At 41.8% G+C, this 16557-nt stretch carries 15 protein-coding genes and 1 tRNA gene; all 16 read left to right on the forward strand.

Annotated elements, in window-relative coordinates; translation table 11 throughout:
* Window positions 1–3 precede the first annotated feature (3 nt).
* The 16 genes from AB7E53_RS02965 (at window position 4) to AB7E53_RS03040 (ending at window position 16442) form a co-directional block, all read left to right on the forward strand.
* Window positions 4–906 carry a DUF368 domain-containing protein gene (locus tag AB7E53_RS02965; RefSeq protein ID WP_079683266.1) on the forward strand — a complete coding sequence of 301 codons (903 nt, stop codon included), beginning with the start codon at window positions 4–6 and terminating at the stop codon, window positions 904–906.
* A 242-nt stretch (window positions 907–1148) separates the two neighbouring features.
* Complete coding sequence (locus tag AB7E53_RS02970) at window positions 1149–1376, forward strand: 4Fe-4S dicluster domain-containing protein (RefSeq protein ID WP_068183827.1); 228 nt, start codon at window positions 1149–1151, stop codon at window positions 1374–1376.
* A gap of 22 nt (window positions 1377–1398) precedes the next feature.
* A complete protein-coding gene (locus AB7E53_RS02975; RefSeq protein WP_350457076.1) occupies window positions 1399–2478 on the forward strand; it encodes a 3-methyl-2-oxobutanoate dehydrogenase subunit VorB in 1080 nt (359 codons plus the stop codon).
* Window positions 2479–2665: 187 nt separating this feature from the next.
* Window positions 2666–3430 (forward strand): thiamine pyrophosphate-dependent enzyme, encoded by a 765-nt coding sequence (locus AB7E53_RS02980; RefSeq protein WP_446774079.1) that lies wholly within the window; start codon window positions 2666–2668, stop codon window positions 3428–3430.
* Between the two features lie 18 nt (window positions 3431–3448).
* On the forward strand, window positions 3449–3991 hold the full coding sequence (locus AB7E53_RS02985) for a 2-oxoacid:acceptor oxidoreductase family protein (protein ID WP_068183837.1): 543 nt from the start codon (window positions 3449–3451) through the stop codon (window positions 3989–3991).
* A gap of 213 nt (window positions 3992–4204) precedes the next feature.
* The gene (locus tag AB7E53_RS02990; RefSeq protein WP_446774081.1) at window positions 4205–5500 is read left to right on the forward strand and encodes a DUF3472 domain-containing protein; all 1296 of its coding nucleotides are present in this window, start codon (window positions 4205–4207) and stop codon (window positions 5498–5500) included.
* Window positions 5501–5530: 30 nt separating this feature from the next.
* A complete protein-coding gene (locus tag AB7E53_RS02995) occupies window positions 5531–7540 on the forward strand; it encodes a putative porin (RefSeq protein ID WP_446774083.1) in 2010 nt (669 codons plus the stop codon).
* Between the two features lie 6 nt (window positions 7541–7546).
* Complete coding sequence (locus tag AB7E53_RS03000) at window positions 7547–8374, forward strand: transporter substrate-binding domain-containing protein (RefSeq protein ID WP_446774085.1); 828 nt, start codon at window positions 7547–7549, stop codon at window positions 8372–8374.
* Between the two features lie 94 nt (window positions 8375–8468).
* Entirely contained in the window at window positions 8469–9755 is a 1287-nt protein-coding gene (locus tag AB7E53_RS03005; RefSeq protein WP_079683271.1) for a DEAD/DEAH box helicase, read from the forward strand.
* A 693-nt stretch (window positions 9756–10448) separates the two neighbouring features.
* Window positions 10449–10522: transfer RNA gene (locus AB7E53_RS03010), tRNA-Thr, on the forward strand.
* A 101-nt stretch (window positions 10523–10623) separates the two neighbouring features.
* Window positions 10624–11187 (forward strand): DUF4199 domain-containing protein, encoded by a 564-nt coding sequence (locus AB7E53_RS03015; RefSeq protein ID WP_079683272.1) that lies wholly within the window; start codon window positions 10624–10626, stop codon window positions 11185–11187.
* Window positions 11187–12134, forward strand: a complete 948-nt coding sequence (locus tag AB7E53_RS03020) for a glycosyltransferase (protein ID WP_446774087.1) — start codon at window positions 11187–11189, stop codon at window positions 12132–12134. Before AB7E53_RS03015 ends, AB7E53_RS03020 begins: the two co-directional genes overlap by 1 nt.
* Window positions 12131–12658 carry a nitroreductase family protein gene (locus AB7E53_RS03025; RefSeq protein ID WP_179398268.1) on the forward strand — a complete coding sequence of 176 codons (528 nt, stop codon included), beginning with the start codon at window positions 12131–12133 and terminating at the stop codon, window positions 12656–12658. Before AB7E53_RS03020 ends, AB7E53_RS03025 begins: the two co-directional genes overlap by 4 nt.
* 1 nt (window position 12659) lies before the next feature.
* Entirely contained in the window at window positions 12660–13226 is a 567-nt protein-coding gene (locus AB7E53_RS03030; RefSeq protein ID WP_446774089.1) for a manganese efflux pump MntP, read from the forward strand.
* A 125-nt stretch (window positions 13227–13351) separates the two neighbouring features.
* Entirely contained in the window at window positions 13352–15082 is a 1731-nt protein-coding gene (gene ilvD, locus AB7E53_RS03035) for a dihydroxy-acid dehydratase (protein ID WP_446774091.1), read from the forward strand.
* Complete coding sequence (locus tag AB7E53_RS03040; protein WP_446774093.1) at window positions 15075–16442, forward strand: GntT/GntP/DsdX family permease; 1368 nt, start codon at window positions 15075–15077, stop codon at window positions 16440–16442. The genes ilvD and AB7E53_RS03040 overlap by 8 nt, the downstream gene beginning before the upstream one ends.
* Window positions 16443–16557 lie beyond the last annotated feature (115 nt).

Consider the following 16557-nt stretch of genomic DNA (forward strand, 5'->3'; position numbering starts at 1 on the left):
TCTATGAAAAGAGGTATCAAAGATTATGGAATGTTGATGCTCAAAGGCATAGCCATGGGAGCAGCCGATGTAGTTCCCGGTGTATCCGGAGGAACAGTAGCATTTATAGTAGGAATCTATGAAGAGCTTATCAACTCTATTAAAAGTATAAATCCTACAAACTTAAAATTACTGTTTTCATTACGGATAGCCGAATTCTGGAAAGCGATAAATGCGAATTTTCTACTTGCGTTGGTTAGTGGAATCGCGATAAGTATCTTTTCATTGGCAAAACTTATCACATATTTACTTGAAAATGAACCCGTGTTAGTTTGGGCATTTTTCTTTGGACTTGTGTTAAGTTCCACTTATTTTGTGGCAAAGACCATTACACAATGGGATTGGAAGACTTACTTGTTCTTTGTTATCGGAACAGTGGGTGCCTACTTTATTACAGTTGCCACCCCTACCGAAACGCCTAACAATCTGTTCTTTATATTTTTATGCGGTGCTATTGCTATCTGCGCCATGATATTGCCCGGAATCTCAGGAAGCTTTATACTGGTTCTGCTTGGCAAGTATTTCTATATCATGAGTGCTGTCAAATCTCTCGACATCGTTGTAATGTTAGTATTTATTTGCGGTGCATTTATCGGTATTACAAGCTTTTCAAATGTACTCTCATTTTTATTGAGAAGATTCCATAATACGACAATAGCTACATTAGCAGGTTTTATGCTTGGCTCATTAAACAAAGTGTGGCCATGGAAAGAAACAGTCGAAACCTATGTAGATAGTCACGGCCACATCAAACCATTGGTTGAAGAAAATATTCTGCCGAACACCCTTTTGTGGGAAGGTATTGGACTGATGCTTTTCGGCTTTATACTTGTTTATGTATTGGAAAAAATCTCTCAAAAGAAGTAATTTCATCGAAATAGAATCTATAAAAGTCCTGATCAGTGTTTTGATCAGGACTTTTTTTATATCCTGTTTAGGAGGTTAATAAACAGATTCATAGCTGTTTATTTGATTAATCATTACATATTTAAAATATGTGATATTGGGAAAAGAAAGAAAATAAAGGTCTGTTTTTAAAAGAAATAATTAACTTTGACCCACTCGAATGTGTTTAACATAGTAGATTATTGTTTTAAAAAAGTGATAATATGGCAAAGGTAAAGGGAGCGGTTGTTGTTAATACAGAACGATGCAAGGGATGCAATCTGTGTGTAGTTGCGTGTCCTTGTGATGTATTAGAGTTGCATCCGCGCGAAGTAAACAACAAAGGATATCATTATGTGTATATGAAATCTCCCGACGACTGCATTGGTTGTGCAAGTTGTGGGGTGGTTTGTCCGGACGGTTGTCTGACCGTATACAGAGTTAAATTATAAATGAAATCAATCTGAAACAGATATGGCAGAAGAAGTAAAATTGATGAAGGGAAACGAAGCTATCGCTCATGCTGCAATACGTAATGGAGTAGACGGCTATTTTGGATATCCCATCACACCCCAATCGGAAATATTGGAAACCTTGACAGCCGAAGCGCCATGGGAAACTACAGGAATGGTAGTTTTACAGGCTGAAAGTGAAGTTGCGGCTATTAATATGGTATATGGAGGTGCAGGATGTGGCAAAAAAGCCATGACATCCTCGTCAAGCCCCGGTATTAGTTTAAAACAAGAAGGTATATCTTATATTGCAGGGGCCGAGTTACCTTGCCTTATCGTGAATGTTATGCGTGGAGGTCCTGGTTTAGGAACAATCCAACCTAGTCAGGCCGACTATTTCCAAACAGTGAAAGGCGGCGGACATGGCGATTACCGCTTAATAACCCTGGCACCTTCTTCGGTTCAGGAAATGGCCGATTTTGTTGGCTTAGGTTTCGACCTTGCGTTCAAATATAATAATCCGGCTATGATTCTTGCCGATGGTATTATTGGTCAGATGATGGAAAAAGTCGTACTTCCTCCATTCACTCCCCGCCGTACAGACGACGAAATCCGCAAAGAATGCCCTTGGGCAACTCTTGGAAAAGTTGGAGGTCGTAAACGCAATGTTATCACTTCCCTGGAACTCGATGCCGCTGTTATGGAAGAAAACAACCTTCGTTTTCAAGCTAAATACAAGAAAATTGAAGAAAACGAGGTTCGCTTTCAGGAAATTATGTGTGATGATGCAGAGTATCTGTTAGTGGCTTTCGGATCTTCAGCCAGAATTTGTCAGAAAGTTGTTGAATTGGCTAGGGAACAAGGAATTAAACTTGGATTACTTCGTCCTATTACACTATGGCCTTTCCCTACAAACATATTGAAAGAATATGCTGAAAAGGTAAAAGGAATGCTGGTGGTTGAACTAAACGCCGGTCAGATGGTAGAAGATGTACGCTTAGCCGTAAATGGCAAAGTGAAGGTCGAACACTTTGGTCGTCTTGGAGGTATTGTATTTACTCCGGATGAGATATTACATGCGTTAAAAGAAAAATTATTCTGAACCGATTATGCGCGACAACAAACTTGACAAAATACTTACCATTATTTTTATGGTACTAGCTATTGCAGCTGTAGTAAGTTACTTTGCAGTAGATGATAGAACCGTATTTTTGTATTGTGGCGGAGCTGCGATATGTTTACGCTTAGTGCAGTATTTTATGCGTTTTGTACATTAAAAAGGATCAATTATGGAACTAAAAGATATTATCAACCCGGCTAATTTGGTTTACGAAAAACCCAGATTAATGAATGAAAACGCCATGCACTACTGTCCGGGATGTAGTCACGGTGTTATCCACAAGCTGATTGGTGAAGTTATAGACGAAATGGGTCTCGAAGAGAAAACCATCGGTATAGCTCCGGTTGGATGTGGTGTATTTGCCTACAACTATTTAGATATTGACTGGCAGGAAGCGGCTCATGGTCGCGCGCCCGCCATTGCTTCGGCAATTAAAAGGCTTAATCCGGACAAGATGGTGTTTACTTATCAGGGAGATGGCGATTTGGCTGCTATCGGTACGGCAGAAACAATCCATGCGGCCAACCGAGGCGAGAATATTGTTATTGTGTTTATCAATAACGGTATTTACGGGATGACAGGCGGACAGATGGCCCCTACAACTCTTGAAGGTATGGCAACCTCTACAACACCTAACGGCCGCGATATTTCGTTGAACGGACACCCGCTTAAAATATCGAACCTTTTGGCACAGCTGGATGGTACTTGTCTGGTTACCCGACAGAGTGTACATACGCCCGGGGCTGTTAAAAAAGCAAAGAAAATGCTTCGCAAGGCCTTCGAAAATGCTATGGCTAATAAAGGGACTTCTATTGTCGAGTTTGTTTCTACGTGCAATGCCGGTTGGAAAATGACTCCCGATGATGCGAACAAATGGATGGAAAAGAATATGTTCCCTGCCTATCCGTTGGGAGACTTAAAGAATATTGATTAAGTAATATAAAATAGCTACATGAAACACGAAATTATTATTGCCGGATTTGGAGGACAAGGAGTTCTTTCCATGGGAAAGATTCTTGCATATTCCGGACTAATGGAAGGAAAAGAAGTGAGCTGGATGCCATCTTACGGCCCTGAACAGCGTGGAGGAACTGCAAATGTAACCGTAATTCTGAGTGACGATCCTGTTAGCTCCCCTATTCTAAATGAATTCGACATCGCTATTATTCTTAATCAACCTTCGATGGATAAGTTTGAAAGTAAGGTTAAACCCGGAGGAATACTTATTTATGATGGTTATGGCATTCACAATGTGATTAAAAGAGAAGATATCAGCATTTACAGAGTAGATGCTATGGATGCAGCAACCGAGATGGGTAACGAAAAAGCATTCAATATGCTCATTCTTGGAGGTCTTTTGAAGGTATGTCCGATGGTAAAACTGGAAAATGTATTACTCGGATTAAAGAAGTCTCTTCCTGAAAGACATCACAAACTTATTCCAATGAATGAAGAAGCCATTAAGAAAGGAATGGAAATCATTCGTCAGGCATAAGCCAGATTGTAAGTTATACAATTCACTTTACAAAGCCGGAAGGAACATTTCTTCCGGCTTTTCTTATTATTCTGCCCAGTCCGGTTAATTTTATACCACAGTTTTTAATTTATATCTCATCTATTATTTAATAAACCCAATAATTAAGTACATTTGCAATTAATACATACAAATGTATTTACGCCAATTTATTACTAAATCAAACAAATTATTATGAAGATTATGAAAAAAGTTTTCTATGGGTTACTTCTTGGCCTGTTTTTTACACCTGTAATGGGACAATCCTATTCGGTAAATAAAGAAGCCTTCTCTGTTAAATTACATGGCAATGCTTACATTGCTTCCGCTAAGCCTGTTGCCGAAATTTCGGATAAAGGTCTTACCGCCTGGACAAATCAGTCCCATGTTATCTCAACTTATATTTATTCGGATAAGCCTCAAACATGTATGTTGTATATACAAGGTACAAAACAAGAGGGTGATGCATCGCTTGAAGTGCTGGTGGGAAAACAGAAGTTTACAGTTCGGCTTATGGATGGGCAAAGCCTGGATAAAGTTGCGGTAGGAAAAATAAAACTATCCACCTCCGGATATCATGCAATTAAATTAAAGGGTATAAAGAAAAAAGGGAAAGAATTTGCCCGGATAGAATCTTTTATACTTGAAGGCATTGAAGGAAACGTAAACTATGTTGGCGATTTCTCGCCCTATTGGGGAAGTAGAGGGCCATCGGTTCATCTCAATTACGCAATGCCCGAACAGACAACCGAATGGTTTTACAACGAGGTTACCGTGCCCGTAAACGAAGATGTTATAGGCAGTTACTATATGGCTAATGGCTTTGGAGAAGGCTACTTTGGTATGCAATGCAATTCGGAAAGCGAACGCAGGGTTTTATTTTCGGTATGGAGCCCTTTTGATACCCAGGATCCGAAATTAATTCCGGATGAAGACAAGATCAAAGTATTACGTAAAGGAAAGGACGTTCATATCGGCGAGTTTGGAAACGAAGGATCAGGCGGACAGAGTTTTTTACGTTATAACTGGAAGTCGGGTGTTACTTACAAATTCCTTACTCACATTAAACCCGATGGAGCAGGAAATACCATTTACACAGCCTATTTTTATGCAACCGACCAAAAAGAATGGAGGTTGATTGCCAGTTTCTCCCGTCCTAAAACTAACACCTATTACACCCGTGCACATTCGTTCCTGGAGAATTTCATTCCATCACAGGGATATCTAAGCCGAAAAGTATGTTTTACCAATCAGTATTGTCTCGGCACAGATGGAATCTGGCGACCGGTAACAAAAGCAACTTTTACCCACGATGCAACAGCCAATGCCAAAGCAAGGCTTGATTATGCCGGAGGTGTAACCGAAAATAATGCATTTTTCCTAAAGAACTGTGGTTTCTTTAATGATAAGACCGGTTATGGAACTAAACTTGAAAGAATCAATTCCGGCAAGGAGCCTGTCATAGATTTCAACGCGCTTAACAATCTGTGATATCATTTTTTTGTTTTATCTTTGCGCTCAATGAAACAGTTCATACATATAGTACTGCTATCCGTCTTGTTCAGCGGAGCCTTACAAGCCCAGCGGTCGGGAGAATCAAGGAAAAGAGGAGGATTTTCTCTTTCCGGATTGTCGTCGCCAACCAGCATGCCAGCTGACAGCCTCGTTACAGATAGCACAAAATTGAATTCCAAAAGAATAACAGCCTTCAGGCTTACAGATAAGATAGGCGACACATATATTGCGCCCATGGACACCAACCGGATGAATTACTACAACAGTACGCTTGTAGAAGGTAAATCGGTTGCCATAGGCTATTTAGGTAATCTAGGTTCGCCCCTTCAGTCTAAAATATTCTCAGAGCGTAAGGAAGAACGGGATTTTATCTTTGCAGACGCATATGATTATTACCTGACGACCCCCACAAATGCTAATTTTTTCGACACCAAAATACCCTATTCCAATCTGATGTACACCACAATGGGTGGAAGTACTCAAAAGGAAGAGCAGTTAAAAGGCACGCTTACAAGCAATTTTGGAAAAAAAGTGAATGTGGGGGCCGATCTGGACTATATCTACGGACGTGGTTATTACAACTCCAACGGTACTAAATTATTAAGCTATCGTTTGCTCGGGAATTATATTTCAGATCGCTATCAAATGTATGCATATCTGGCTAATTCCAATTTTGTTAATTTTGAAAACGGAGGTATTACGAACGACCGTTACATAACTAATCCGGACGATTATACAGACGGAAGAAGGGTTACCGACACAAAAAATATTCCTGTTCGCTATTCAAACACATGGAATCGTGTACGTGGCAAGCAGTTTTTTGTATCTCACCGGTACAACCTGGGATTTATGCGTACCACAGAGGGAACCGACGAGGATGGTGATCCTAAAGAAGAGTTTGTTCCTGTATCCAGCATCATTCACACGTTGGAATATAAAGACAACAGGCGCCGTTTTATAACCCACGATGCTGCTGGTGTAGATTCCAGCTATGTAAACAACTACATTGAAGGATCAGTAAACGACACCACCTCTTATTGGTCAATAAAAAATACTTTTGCCCTTTCTTTACGGGAAGGATTTCAGGATTGGGCTAAATTCGGACTGACTGCATTTATCAATATAGACAAAAGTCGTTATCGATTGATGGATTCTATTCCGCGCAACAAATATATTTACGACGAAGTATCTACGTTTGTAGGTGGAGAACTTTCAAAAAGACAAGGTAGTATACTAACATACGTGGCTCGGGGAGAATTGGGAATTGTAGGACCCGATGCCGGAGAATTCCGTTTAACCGGAGAACTTAAATCCAGCTTCCCTCTTTTCCGCAAAGAGGCATCCATAAAGGCTGTAGGATATATCAAAAACCTCACTCCTGCATTTTATCAGCGTCATTACCATAGTAAATACTTTTGGTGGGATTATAAACTGAAGAATATACAACGGGTATATGCCGGCGCAGAAGTGAATCTTGAATCTACCCGTACAAATCTGTCTGCAGGCGTAGAAAGTATACAGAATTACGTATATTTCAATACGCAAGGTACTCCGGATCAGTTTGAGAGCAATCTTCAGGTTATAACCGCCCGTCTTAAACAAGATTTTCGTTTCGGTGCTTTTAATTGGGAAAACGAAGCCGTATATCAATTAAGCAGCGAAAAAAAGATTTTACCATTGCCCCAACTCAGCCTGTACAGCAATATGTACCTGGGGGTAAAACTGGCAAAGGTCCTTACTCTGCAATTGGGAGCTGATGTACATTATCACACATCCTATTATGCTCCCTACTATCAGCCTGCAACCCAACAGTTCCAGCTTCAGGAGGAAGTAGAAGTGGGTAACTATCCGTTGATCAACGCTTATGCGAACCTACACCTTAAACAGGCCCGATTCTTTGTGATGTTCTACAATGTAGGCTCCAAATTTGTTGATCCTGAATATTTTTCGCTTCCCCACTACCCGCTCAATCCAATGAGTATGAAGATGGGTATCTCAGTTACTTTTAATGATTAACAGCCTATGAAGTTTAAAAAGCTATATAGTTTGTACGGCCTATTGCTTATAGTGTCTTTGGCAACCATGTGGCTTCTTTATCCTTATATAACAAGGAAACCCCTGCATCGTGACTATGAAGAGATAAAGAAAGAGGGGGTATTGCGTATTGTTACAGAGTACAATAGTTCCGGATATTACATTAAGGGAGATACCATTGAGGGCTTTCAATACGAACTAAGTCAGGTTATTTCTGAAATTTCGGGTCTCGAGGTAGAGATTCATCTTGATATGAATCTATCCACCAGCTTCGAAGGTTTATCAACGGGTAAATACGACATTATTGCCCGCAATATACCAGTAAGCAGTAACATGAAGAAAAATTATCTTTTTACCGACCCCATTGTTCTGAATAAACAGGTGCTGGTACAACGAACCGAGGAGGCAAACCAGGGAATAAAGCCAATCCGCAACCAGCTAGATCTTGCTCAGAGGCGTTTGTATGTTCCTAAAGACTCGCCTGCCAAGCTTCGTATCGAAAATCTTTCGCACGAGATTGGAGATACGATTTATGTATCAGAAGACGAACTGTACTCTACCGAACAGCTGATAATTATGGTTGCAAAGGGGGATATCGACTTTGCAGTGTGCGATCTGCAACTTGCTAAAAAATCGGCGACTCAGTTTCCGGGAGTTATTGATATTGATACCGACATTAGTTTTACACAGTTGCAATCGTGGGCGGTAAGAAAAAATTCGCCTGTACTTTTGGACAGTATCAATAGTTGGTTTAATCAGATTAAACAGTCGGGACGTTACGAAAATATATACAAAAGGTATTATAGCGATAAATAGTTCCATAATATGGAATGAATAAGCATCAAACTACTTCAGCAAGCTGAATATTGCTAAAAAATACCTATCTTTACCGTGTAAATAAAGTTATAAGATGAGATTTGATGAACTAGATCTGGAAGATGCAGTCCTGGATGGCCTGGATGCCATGAACTTTCAGGAAACAACCCCTGTGCAGGAGTTAACCATACCGGTTATATTGGAGGGAAAAGATATTATTGCCTGTGCGCAGACAGGAACAGGAAAAACTGCAGCTTATGTGCTCCCTGTTATCAATGAGTTGAGCAAAGGAACACATCCTTCAAATGCAGTGAATGCTATAATCATGGCTCCAACCCGTGAACTTGCACAGCAGATCGATCAGCAAATCGAAGGTTTTACCTACTTTATACCGGTTTCGGCCGTTGCCATTTACGGAGGCACCGACGGTGTGGCCTGGGAACAACAAAGCAGGGGACTTAAAATGGGTGCCGATATTGTTATCGCTACACCCGGACGGCTTATCTCGCACATAAAGCTTGGTGGAGTAGATTTATCTAAAGTGTCTTTCTTTATCCTGGATGAAGCCGACAGAATGTTGGATATGGGATTTTTTGACGACATTATGTCAATACATAAGTTACTCCCTCCTACCTGTCAGACTATCATGTTTTCGGCTACTATGCCTCCCAAAATCAGAACCTTGGCGAAGACTATCCTAAAGGATCCCGAAGAAATTAAAATTGCTATCTCGCGCCCTCCCGAAACTATCCTGCAATCTGCCTACATCTGTTATGATATACAGAAATTACGTATTCTGGAAGATTTGTTTGCTAAAAGCAGACCGCAGCGGGTAATTATATTCTCTTCGTCCAAGTTAAAGGTTAAAGAACTTGCCTTTGCCATCAAACGGATGAAGTTTAATGTGGCTGCTATGCATTCGGACCTCGAACAGGCCAAACGGGAAGAGGTAATGAAAGATTTCAAGAACGGAAGAATAGACATACTTGTGGCTACTGATATTGTTGCCAGGGGGATTGATATTGACGACATCAAGCTGGTGATCAATTTTGATATTCCGCACGATCCCGAAGATTATGTACACCGTATCGGACGTACGGCCCGTGGCACCAATGGCGAAGGTTTAGCCATCACATTCGTTGCCGAACACGAGCAAGGTCAATTTTCTCGTATTGAAAAGTTCCTCGAAAAAACAATCTACAAAATTCCTGTACCGGCCGAATTTGGAGAAACTCCGGCTTACGAACCTGAGAAGCATCCGGAAGGAAGGGGATTCAGACGGCCTGGGGGTGGAGATAAAGGCAGAACAGGCCATGGTGGCGGAAACAGACAGGGAGGGCGTTCGAACTTCCGTAAAGGTCCCCGTCCAGCCAATAAATGATGATAGTATTCTTTCTGTAACTTTATTCTATTGATCTTGCATCGATACAGATAAAATAGGTGGCCGCTTAATTTTGCGGCCTCTGTTGTTTTTATAGGGTTCCGGACTCTCCCACCCGCTTATCCGGATATCATCTGTGTAAAATATTCCAGCATTAACCAGATTCCCTATTAGCTTTAATTACAAAGCAGTTGTAATCAGCCACGTGCATAACGAAGTGCTAATCGTTGGACCATGGTTGTTTTTTCGTTGGACCTAGGTCAACATATCGTTGAACCAAGGTTGAGATATCGTTGGACCTGGGTCCAACGATTAGTTCTTCGTATTAAAATTATTTAATCTCGGTATAGAAAAGGTTTATTTATAAGACCACAGACGTAAATATACTCAAGGATGCTCCGGCAAATAAACTATAAAACCATAGATTTTACGCAGCGAGCTCACATCAGACTATAAACAATAACAACTAAACATTATTTAACACTTACAGAAACACAAGCATACCAGCACGTTAACCTCTTTAAGTTAAAAAAATAACAGCAAACACTGTGAAACCCCTTGCAGGGTAAAGAAAAATGTCTACTTTTGCACCCGGGTAAGTCCTACACGGCATGCTCCCTCGGAATCCCCCAGGGCTTGACCGCAGCAAGGGTACTTGGTTGTAGCGGCGCGATGTAGTAAGCTTACCCACCTGCCTCTTTAGCTCAGTTGGCCAGAGCACGTGATTTGTAATCTCGGGGTCGTTGGTTCGAATCCGACAAGAGGCTCAAAAAAGGAAGCTTACCAAAAGCTTCCTTTTTTTATTTCCAATTATTCGGCAAATATGCGGCAAAAGAATTATTTTTGCTGAAAAGTAAACTGTCACAACATGATTGAAAACAAAAATTATCTACTCAAGGCAGCTGCAACCTACGGATTGTCATTAGGCATATACTGGATTATTAAATATATGTTCTTTATATTCGGCTTGCAAGTACCCTTTTTGTATGTAGTTTATTGGGGGATGACAATGACCGTTCCTTATCTGGCCTATATATTGACAAAGAAATACAAACAATATATCGGTGGACGTATCAGCTTTTTCCATGCCTGGCAATTTGGAATTCTGATTTACTTTTTTGCCGCTTTGGTAGTTTCTCTGGTACATTATATTTTCTACAGATTCATTGCTCCGCCCGACTATATAGCGAACGCTTATAAACAAACCATCGAAATGATGACAATGGCCAATGTGGATGCCAAGCTGATATCAACGCTGAAAGATATGGCAACACCTACTTCCATTGGGATGACAATTCAGGGAATCTTTAATAATGTAATGTATGGCATTATTTTTTCCATTCCTGTTGCAGCGATTGTTTGCCGCGGATATAAATCCGCCGGGGCATTAAATAAAGAGGATAAAGAGAATACTGATAATACGATTGAATAATGGACATATCACTAGTCATTCCGTTGTACAATGAAGCCGAATCTCTACCCGAGCTTTATGCCTGGATAGAGCGCGTAATGAAAGCTAATAATTTCACGTACGAAGTAATTTTTGTAAATGATGGTAGTACGGACAATTCATGGGAGGTGATAGAGCGTCTCAAGGCCCGCTCTCCTTTCATCAAAGGAATTAAGTTCAGACGCAATTACGGTAAATCTCCTGGATTGCATTGCGGTTTCGAACGGGCACAGGGAGATGTAATCATTACAATGGATGCCGATCTGCAGGATAGCCCGGATGAAATTCCGGAATTATACCGTATGATAATGGAAGATGGCTACGATCTTGTATCCGGATGGAAGAAGAAAAGATATGACCCTATATCCAAAACAATCCCTACCAAGCTTTTTAATGCTACGGCACGCAAGTTTTCGGGCATCAAATTGCACGACTTTAACTGTGGACTGAAGGCATATAAAAATATTGTCATAAAGAATATCGAGGTTTATAATGATATGCACCGTTATATCCCCTATCTTGCTAAGATAGCCGGATTTAATAAAATCGGCGAAAAGGTGGTAAAACATCAGGCCCGCAAATACGGCACCACCAAGTTTGGTCTTAGCCGCTTTGTAAATGGCTACCTCGACTTGATCACACTTTGGTTTACCTCCCGTTTTGGCAGAAAGCCCATGCACTTCTTCGGTTTATGGGGAAGCGTTATGTTTTTTATCGGATTTGTTGCATTGATAGTTGTATTGGGAATGAAGATGGCCTCCCTGTATGCAGGTGACCCACGTCCGCTTGTTACCAGTTCGCCCTATTTCTATATCTCACTAACGGCAATGATTATGGGTACGCAAATGTTTCTGGCCGGATTCCTTGGCGAATTAATCTCACGCAGCGATTCAAAACGTAACCAATATAAAATTGAAGCCGAAATATGAACTTTCTCGAATTAGTTACTAAACGTTGCTCCATACGCAGGTTTGCATCTACACCTGTGGAGATTGAGAAGATTGAATACATTCTCGAAGCGGCAAGACTTTCCCCGTCGGCTGTAAATTTTCAGCCTTGGACGTTTGTTGTGGTTCAGCAGGAAGAGGGAAAACAAAAGTTACACGATTGCTATTCGCGTGAGTGGTTTAAATCGGCCCCCCTTTATATTATTGTTTGCGGACATCATGACCAGTCCTGGAAAAGAGGTTCCGATGGCAAAGACTTTCTGGATGTTGATGCAGCTATCGCGGCCGAACATATTTGCCTTGCAGCAACCGAATTAGGATTAGGTACCTGCTGGGTTTGTAACTTTAATGCCGAGCTCTGTCATCGTCAATTTGGCTTACCGGATACAACCGAACCGATAGCCATTATTCCGATTGGTTACCCAGAAGATTCGTTAATGTTCGAACAAACAGCCAAAAAAAGAAAAGGATTGAGCGAAATCGTTAAATGGGAAAAGTACTGCTGATATGTTTTTTATAGAAATTATTTTATTGTCGGTAGGACTTTCGATGGATAGTTTGGCGGCATCCGTCACCACAGGCTCAGTAATTAAAGAATACAAAAGAAGACATATATTTCGCATCGCATCCATCATGGCCATGTTTCAGGCAGGGATGACTATGATTGGCTATTTCGCCGGAATAGGTTTTTCTAACTACATCTGTAGTTTTGATCATTGGATTGCTTTCTTTCTGCTTCTTTATATAGGAGGTAAAATGGTTTACGAAGAGCTATCTGCCAATGATGAAGACGAAAACTGCAAATGCAATCCGCTCTGCAACAAGACAATATGCTGCCTGGCTATTGCAACCAGTATCGATGCACTGGCCGTAGGGATATCTTTGGCGCTTATCAGCACCGGAATCATGATTCAGGCTTTAACAATCGGATTGGTAACCTTCGCTTTTTCTGCATTTGGAGTGTACTTTGGAGGCAGGTTTGGCCGGAACATTAATTTACGACTCGAATTAATCGGGGGGATCATTCTTATTCTTATCGGTTTTAAAATTCTATCCGAACATCTTTTTTTCTAAGAAAAAACAGTATCTTAGCGACCGATCATATTATCTGATAAAACCAAACTACTGCTTAACAGGCCTTAAATTTACTTAACCTTAATAGGCGTGTTATATTGACAGTAATGTAAAAATACACATGTATGAAAAGCCAACAATTAAGAAAGCTTGCACCCGAACTTGATTCGCTGCGTTTAGGTAGCGGATGGAGTGTGGAAGACCTCCAAAAACCTCAGATTATTGTAGAAAGCAGTTACGGACACAGTCACCCTGGTAGTGCCCACCTCCAGACATTGGTAGAGGAAGCCGGAAAAGGGATTAAAGACTGTGGCGGCAAACCTGCAAACTACTACGTAACCGATATTTGTGACGGCGAAGCACAGGGCCACGATGGGATGAACTACTCACTTGTTTCGAGAGACATCATGGCTGCGATGATTGAGATTCATGTTAAAGCTACGCCCTTTGATGCCGGTGTTTTTATTACCAGCTGCGATAAGTCGGTCCCCGCACATTTAATGGCCATAGCCCGTTTGGATATGCCGGCGTTGTTGATGCCCGGAGGAATCATGAGTGCAGGTCCGAAGTTGCTTACACTGGAGCAAATTGGCAAATACAGTGCGATGCACGCACGTAAAGAGATTACCGACGAACAATTTATGAGTTACAAAAGGGATGCCTGTCCCAATTGCGGAGCCTGTTCTTTTATGGGTACAGCCTCCACCATGCAGATTATGGCGGAAGCATTAGGTATGGCCCTGCCAGGCACAGCTCTGATACCAACCTCCTCGCATTATCTGAAGGATGCTGCACGTGCAGCCGGCGAAAGAGCTCTGGGCCTTGCCAAAGAACAACTTAAGCCGTCGGACATCATGACTATGGAGGCATTCGAGAATGCAATCATGGTTCATGCCGCTATTGCCGGATCAAGCAATAGCCTGCTTCATCTTCCTGCAATAGCACATGAACTGGGAATCGAGCTATCCCCTGCCCTGTTCGATAAAATACATCGCAAAATTCCCTATTTGCTTAATATTCGTCCCAGTGGATATTGGCCGGGCGAATATTTCTGGTATGCAGGTGGTGTACCGGCCATCATGGAAGAAATAAAGGATTTTCTACACCTTAATATTCTTACTGTTACAGGAAAAACAGTGGGTGAAAATCTGGAGAACATGCGATTGAGAGGCTTTTACGAAGGTTGTAGAAAGCACTTATCGGGTCTGGGAGTAAAAGTACACGATATTATAAGACCGGCCAGCGAGCCTATAAGGCACGAAGGTGCCATTGCCATACTGAAAGGAAATCTTGCCCCCGAAGGAGCTGTTGTTAAACACTCGGCCATCTCGCCCAAATTGTTAAAGGTTTCTTTAAAAGCAAGGGTGTTTAACTGCGAAGAAGATGCTATGAAAGCAGTAATCGACAAACAGATTCATCCGGGTGACGCAGTGTTTATTCGTTATGAAGGTCCCAAAGGAAGCGGTATGCCTGAAATGTTCTATACAACAGAGGCCATAGCATCCGACGCATCACTTATCGATAGTGTGGCACTTATCACCGACGGTCGGTTCTCGGGTGCAACAAGAGGTCCGGCTATTGGACACGTTTCGCCGGAAGCCATTGACGGGGGACCTATTGCCCTTGTTGAAGAGGGCGACATAATCGGTATAGATATTCCAGAGCGCAAACTGGATATTATCGGGATTAATGGCGAGCTGCTTTCGCCAGATACGATTGAAATGGTTCTTACCGAAAGAAGAAGAAAATGGAAATCGCCTGTTTCAAAGCATAATCAGGGTATATTGCAGATATATACACGCAACAGTGTTTCTCCGATGAAGGGTGCATATATGGAGGACAACAGCAATGAGTGAAGCATCCCATTTACTACTTGTCACATTCTTATCCATTGGTTTGTTACTTTATCTCGTACTTAGGGTAAAGTTACATCCCTTTCTGTCGCTGCTTATTACGGCCATGTTTTTAGGTGTAACTTCGGGAATGCCTTTAAGCAAGGTTAACACGGCTATACAAAACGGATTGGGTGGCACATTGGGGTTTGTAGCCACCGTGGTAGGCATAGGAGGAATATTCGGACAGATACTGGAAGCATCGGGTGGTACAGAAGCCATTGCAAGGAATCTTATTCGGCGTTTTGGCAAAGACAAGGCACATTGGAGTCTGGTTATGGCCGGTTTTCTGATTGCCATACCTGTTTACTTCGATGTAGGTTTTATAATTCTGGTGCCGGTTGTGTATGCTTTGGCTAAAGACACGAAGCGTTCTACTTTGTTCTATGCAATACCTTTATTGGCAGGACTGGCCGTTACTCATACATTTGTACCTCCTACTCCCGGACCTGTGGCTGTGGCGGATATGTTGGGTGCCGACTTAGGCTGGGTCATTCTCATCGGATCTCTTATCGGTCTGCCGGTAGCTATTCTTGCCGGTCCGGTATTTGGATCTTACATTTCTAAAAAAATCGATGTGGCTCCCCCGAAGCACATGATGGAAGAACTGAATAATGGTACAGAACAGTCGGAATGTTCGCTTCCTTCTTTCACTGCTGTTGCAACCATTATAGGAATGCCCTTATTGCTTATGGTAGTAAAGTCTGTCATCGAACTTCTGATAAAGCTCGGCTACATGCAAGAAGGAATCGCGTACGATATATCTGTATTTGTTGGCCACCCGTTCACAGCTTTGATCATCGCAACTCTTATGGCGGCCTATTTTCTGGGTACACGCAGGGGATTTACCCGAAAACAATTACTGGATGTAAGCGCCAAAGCGCTGGCGCCGGCAGGTATGATTATTTTAATCATAGGTTCGGGCGGTGCATTTAAAGAGATGCTTATCCAAAGCGGTGTGGGTAATGTTCTGGCCGAAGGCATCTCTGCGACGAAGCTTCCTCCCATAGTTCTTGCTTTTATTATTGCTGCAGCGGTTCGTATAACATTAGGCTCGGCCACAGTGTCCATGATTACTGCCGCCGGAATAATCGGACCTATCCTGGAAGCCTATACCCTTTCCGAAATTCACCTGGCTTTGATCGTAATTTCAATCGCTTCGGGTGCTACCATTTTATCCCATGTAAACGACAGCGGATTCTGGTTAGTGGGCAAATACCTGGGGTTAACAGAAATGCAGACATTAAGGTCGTGGACCGTAATGGAAACAATTATTGCATTGGGTGGATTTGGAATTGCATTGTTGCTAAGCTTTTTTGTATGATGAGAATTTTAATAGTCAAACCATAATATTTCATACCTTTGCAAAAAATAGAAAGATTCGTATGACTAAGCTTGTTGCATTTACTGCAGCTGTGGGGATAGTCTTTATCCTAACA

It is taken from the genome of Macellibacteroides sp., assembly GCF_050251695.1.
In the GTDB taxonomy this organism is placed as follows: domain Bacteria; phylum Bacteroidota; class Bacteroidia; order Bacteroidales; family Tannerellaceae; genus Macellibacteroides; species Macellibacteroides fermentans.

Bases quoted from the DNA above. Each gene is read 5' to 3' on its own strand.
- AB7E53_RS02965 (WP_079683266.1), top strand. From the start codon at position 4: ATGAAAAGAGGTATCAAAGATTATGGAATGTTGATGCTCAAAGGCATA.
- AB7E53_RS02970 (WP_068183827.1), top strand. From the start codon at position 1,149: ATGGCAAAGGTAAAGGGAGCGGTTGTTGTTAATACAGAACGATGCAAG.
- AB7E53_RS02975 (WP_350457076.1), top strand. From the start codon at position 1,399: ATGGCAGAAGAAGTAAAATTGATGAAGGGAAACGAAGCTATCGCTCAT.
- AB7E53_RS02980 (WP_446774079.1), top strand. From the start codon at position 2,666: ATGGAACTAAAAGATATTATCAACCCGGCTAATTTGGTTTACGAAAAA.
- AB7E53_RS02985 (WP_068183837.1), top strand. From the start codon at position 3,449: ATGAAACACGAAATTATTATTGCCGGATTTGGAGGACAAGGAGTTCTT.
- AB7E53_RS02990 (WP_446774081.1), top strand. From the start codon at position 4,205: ATGAAGATTATGAAAAAAGTTTTCTATGGGTTACTTCTTGGCCTGTTT.
- AB7E53_RS02995 (WP_446774083.1), top strand. From the start codon at position 5,531: ATGAAACAGTTCATACATATAGTACTGCTATCCGTCTTGTTCAGCGGA.
- AB7E53_RS03000 (WP_446774085.1), top strand. From the start codon at position 7,547: ATGAAGTTTAAAAAGCTATATAGTTTGTACGGCCTATTGCTTATAGTG.
- AB7E53_RS03005 (WP_079683271.1), top strand. From the start codon at position 8,469: ATGAGATTTGATGAACTAGATCTGGAAGATGCAGTCCTGGATGGCCTG.
- AB7E53_RS03015 (WP_079683272.1), top strand. From the start codon at position 10,624: ATGATTGAAAACAAAAATTATCTACTCAAGGCAGCTGCAACCTACGGA.
- AB7E53_RS03020 (WP_446774087.1), top strand. From the start codon at position 11,187: ATGGACATATCACTAGTCATTCCGTTGTACAATGAAGCCGAATCTCTA.
- AB7E53_RS03025 (WP_179398268.1), top strand. From the start codon at position 12,131: ATGAACTTTCTCGAATTAGTTACTAAACGTTGCTCCATACGCAGGTTT.
- AB7E53_RS03030 (WP_446774089.1), top strand. From the start codon at position 12,660: ATGTTTTTTATAGAAATTATTTTATTGTCGGTAGGACTTTCGATGGAT.
- ilvD (WP_446774091.1), top strand. From the start codon at position 13,352: ATGAAAAGCCAACAATTAAGAAAGCTTGCACCCGAACTTGATTCGCTG.
- AB7E53_RS03040 (WP_446774093.1), top strand. From the start codon at position 15,075: ATGAGTGAAGCATCCCATTTACTACTTGTCACATTCTTATCCATTGGT.